Origin of the sequence: Exiguobacterium sp. (assembly GCF_020832205.1) — a bacterium.
Taxonomy (GTDB): Bacteria; Bacillota; Bacilli; order Exiguobacteriales; family Exiguobacteriaceae; genus Exiguobacterium.
This window is the reverse complement of sequence record NZ_JAFIFD010000012.1, coordinates 1-3,506: the sequence shown is the minus strand read 5'-3', so window position 1 is coordinate 3,506 and position 3,506 is coordinate 1. Positions and strand designations below refer to the sequence as shown.

General features: G+C 54.7%; 5 protein-coding genes. All 5 read left to right on the top strand.

Translation table 11 applies throughout. From position 1 onward, the window contains the following. A partial coding sequence (locus JJU47_RS02150) for a biotin--[acetyl-CoA-carboxylase] ligase (RefSeq protein ID WP_483298114.1) occupies positions 1-318 on the top strand: 318 nt, incomplete at its 5' end. 212 nt (positions 319-530) lie between these two features. Beyond that, positions 531-1,367: a 3-methyl-2-oxobutanoate hydroxymethyltransferase gene (gene panB / locus JJU47_RS02145; RefSeq protein ID WP_228615898.1), complete on the top strand. Its 837-nt coding sequence runs from the start codon at positions 531-533 to the stop codon at positions 1,365-1,367. Next, entirely contained in the window at positions 1,364-2,194 is an 831-nt protein-coding gene (gene panC, locus JJU47_RS02140) for a pantoate--beta-alanine ligase (protein WP_228615897.1), read from the top strand. The genes panB and panC overlap by 4 nt, the downstream gene beginning before the upstream one ends. Positions 2,195-2,199: 5 nt before the next feature. Further along, positions 2,200-2,583: an aspartate 1-decarboxylase gene (gene panD / locus JJU47_RS02135; protein ID WP_024370202.1), complete on the top strand. Its 384-nt coding sequence runs from the start codon at positions 2,200-2,202 to the stop codon at positions 2,581-2,583. A gap of 108 nt (positions 2,584-2,691) precedes the next feature. Next, positions 2,692-3,506 (top strand): exonuclease domain-containing protein (locus JJU47_RS02130; RefSeq protein WP_300997412.1); only part of this gene is annotated, 815 nt, incomplete at its 3' end.

The following is a 3,506-nucleotide window of genomic DNA, read 5'->3' as shown; positions in this document are numbered from 1 at the left end:
CCGGAAGAGTTGCGCCACAAGGCGACTTCGATGAAGCTCGAGACGGGCGCGACGTATCGTCGAAGTGAACTGCTCGCCCACCTGCTCGATCATCTCGAAGCCGAATACGATTTGTTCCTCGCCGAAGGGTTTGCCCCGGTCCGTGACAATTGGCTCCAACACGCCGCTTTCATCGATGAGCCGGTCACGTTGACGGCGTCTGCGCACTTGAAGCGGGGCATCATGCGCGGCATCTCGGAAGAAGGTGCGCTCTTGCTGGAGCGAGACGGGGTGGTTGAACCGATTTATTCCGCGGAAATCGCGGTTTGGAATGATTGAATGAATGAAGAACGTGGTCTATAATGAATGTGCCGGACGCTATCACAAGTTGAGGTGTACCGGAACTGCAGACCGCCACTTGATTTTTTGTCTGCCTTGATCATTTTGACAGGGACAGAAGGACACTCAACCACTGAGTAAGTTTTCGTGCGCCTTCTTGCCAATAAGAGGGCGCTTTTTCTTTCCTGTCTCCACGTTTAGGAGGAGAACATATGCATACGATGACATCTTTACTCAAGAAGATGAAGCAAGAAGAAAAATTGGTCATGTTGACCGCCTACGATTACCCGTCGGCAAAACTCGCTGAAGCCGGTGGGGTCGACATCATCCTCGTCGGTGATTCACTCGGAATGGTCGTACTCGGATACGACTCGACGATCCCGGTGACCGTGGCTGACATGGTGCACCACGCAAAAGCAGTGCGCCGCGGAGCGCGTGAAACGTTCGTCGTCGTCGATATGCCGTTTGCGACGTATCATGGTGACTTTGACCGGACGTTACAAGCTGCACAGTCGCTGTTCCAAGACGGGCAGGCGGACGCCATCAAGCTCGAAGGAGCAGGCGAGGTGCTCGAGACGATTGAACGGTTGACGAAAGTCGGCATGCCGTGCGTGGCCCATCTTGGACTGACACCGCAATCGGTCGGCGTGCTCGAAGGCTACAAAGTACAAGGCAAGTCGCTTGAGGATGCCGAACAGTTGATCGCCGACAGCCTCGAGGCTGAACGGGTCGGGGCGAAAATGCTCGTCCTTGAGTGTGTCCCGCATCAGCTCGCGAAAAAGATTGCCGAAGCGCTGACGATTCCGGTCATCGGAATCGGTGCTGGCGCTGACGTGGACGGTCAAGTACTCGTCTATCATGATATTTTGAAATACGGCGTCGACCGGCTTCCTAAATTTGTTGAAGCCTACGCCGATGTGAACGAAGTCGCGACGACAGCCATTCACGATTACGTCCAAGCGACGAAGGACGGCTCGTTCCCTCTCGAACGTCACACGTTCACGATGGACGAGACGCTGCTCGACACGTTGTACGGAGGAAAGGCATGAGAATCGTCACCGACCCGTTAGCGTTGCGAGACGCGATATCGCCTGAGACGACCGTCGGCTTCGTGCCGACGATGGGCTATTTGCATGAAGGACACCTCAGTCTCGTCGAGGCGGCCAAACAAGAAAACGACCTCGTCGTCATGAGCATTTTCGTCAATCCGACCCAGTTCGGACCGAACGAAGACCTCGACCGGTATCCGCGAGATTTCGACCGCGACGAGGCGCTCGCAAGAGAAGCCGGCGTCGACATCTTGTTCTATCCCGACACGACGACGATGTATCCGCTCGATATGGCGCGTGTAACGGTGCGCACCGGTGCCGATGTGCTGTGCGGCGCGAGCCGACCCGGCCATTTCGACGGCGTGTTGACGGTCGTCTCGAAACTGTTCAACATCGTACGGCCGACCCGTGCCTATTTCGGATTGAAAGATGCGCAACAAGTCGCATTGATCGAAGGGTATGTCCACGACTATTTCGTCCCGGTCGAGATTCGGCGTTGTCCGATCATCCGGGAGGCGTCAGGACTCGCCAAGTCGAGTCGCAACGTCTATCTGTCCGAGTCGGAACGTATCGAGGCGGCCGAAATCAACAAGGCATTGACCGAGGCGGAGACGGGTCTCCAAACAGGGGTGGCCGTCACGGCGGTGAAGGCGCGACTGATTGAACGGTTAGACGCGATTCCGAACAGTACGATCGACTACGTCGAAATCGTCGACTATCCGACGCTGACGGAAGCGCACGACACATCGCAAGAACTGTTGATTGCGGCAGCCGTTCAATTTGAACGGGCCCGCTTGATTGATAACGTCATTTGGAAGAGAGGATGAATCAAATGATTCGAACATTTATGCACGCAAAGCTGCACAAAGCGACCGTCACCGAGGCGAACTTGCACTACGTCGGCTCGATCACAATCGATGAAGATTTGATGGATGCGGTCGGCATCATGGAAAATGAGCACGTGCACATCACGAACAACCATAACGGTGCCCGGATTGAGACGTACGTCATTAAAGGGGAGCGAGGATCTGGCGTCGTCTGCTTGAATGGCGCCGCAGCCCGTCACTTCCAAGTCGGTGACGTCGTCATCATCATGGCGTACGGTCAAATGACAGCGGAAGAGGCAAGGTTACACCGCCCGAAAGTCGCCGTCTTGAACGAGCGCAACGAAGTCGATCAACTCTTGTATGAAGAGATCGCGCACACGATATTGTGAGACGAGCGGGGATGTCCGATAAAAGGCATCCCCGTTTTTTCGTGTATCGTTCTATGGTAAGATGAGACAGATAGAAAGCACGAGCGTGCCGAAGATGGGATGGATGTTATGGACACTTATGTGATAGTGGATTTGGAGACGACCGGTCATTCCGTCAAATCCGGCGACGAACTGATTGAATTCGCGGCGGTTGTCGTACAAGGTAGTGAAGTGATTGAGCGCTACAGTACCTTGATTCGACCGAGTCGTCCGATCCCACCTTTTATCACGCAGTTGACGACGATCACCGATCGTGATGTGGAGGAGGCCCCGACGTTTGAAGAGGTCATCCCTAATATATGGAAGATGTTGGACGGGCGTGTATTCGTGGCCCACAACGTCACGTTTGATTTGAACTTTTTAAATGAGAGTCTGGAACAGGCCGGGTACTTGCCGTTTCAAGGCCGGGCGATTGATACGGTTGAACTCGCACGCATCCTTTACCCGACCCTCGAGAGCCACGCGCTCGAGTCGCTCGCCGATGTGTTCGATCTCGTGCATACGGATGCGCACCGGGCGCTGAGCGATGCCGAAGCGACCGCTGAACTGTTCGTTCAACAAATCGAACGTCTCCGGGAACTGCCGGTCGTGACACTCAAGCAGTTGCGCCGATTATCAGAGTCGTGGACGAGCAATATCGAGCCGTTGCTCGACGAACTCATCCTCGACATCGGCATCCGACCGGAAGACGAGGCAACGTACGACATTCACCGGAAAATCGCATTGAAGCGTTTGACAGACTCTCACGTCGAAGCGATTGAGCGTGAACCGTTCGAACCGTTCTTACACCGGACGATTGAAGAGACGTTACGGTCCTTGTTCCATCAGTTTGAAAGTCGACAAAGCCAGTTCGTGATGATGCGAAACGTGTATAACGAGGTCGT

Excerpts from the sequence above, each read along its gene's own strand:
- panB (WP_228615898.1), top strand. The coding sequence starts at position 531 with ATGCATACGATGACATCTTTACTCAAGAAGATGAAGCAAGAAGAAAAA.
- panC (WP_228615897.1), top strand. The coding sequence starts at position 1,364 with ATGAGAATCGTCACCGACCCGTTAGCGTTGCGAGACGCGATATCGCCT.
- panD (WP_024370202.1), top strand. The coding sequence starts at position 2,200 with ATGATTCGAACATTTATGCACGCAAAGCTGCACAAAGCGACCGTCACC.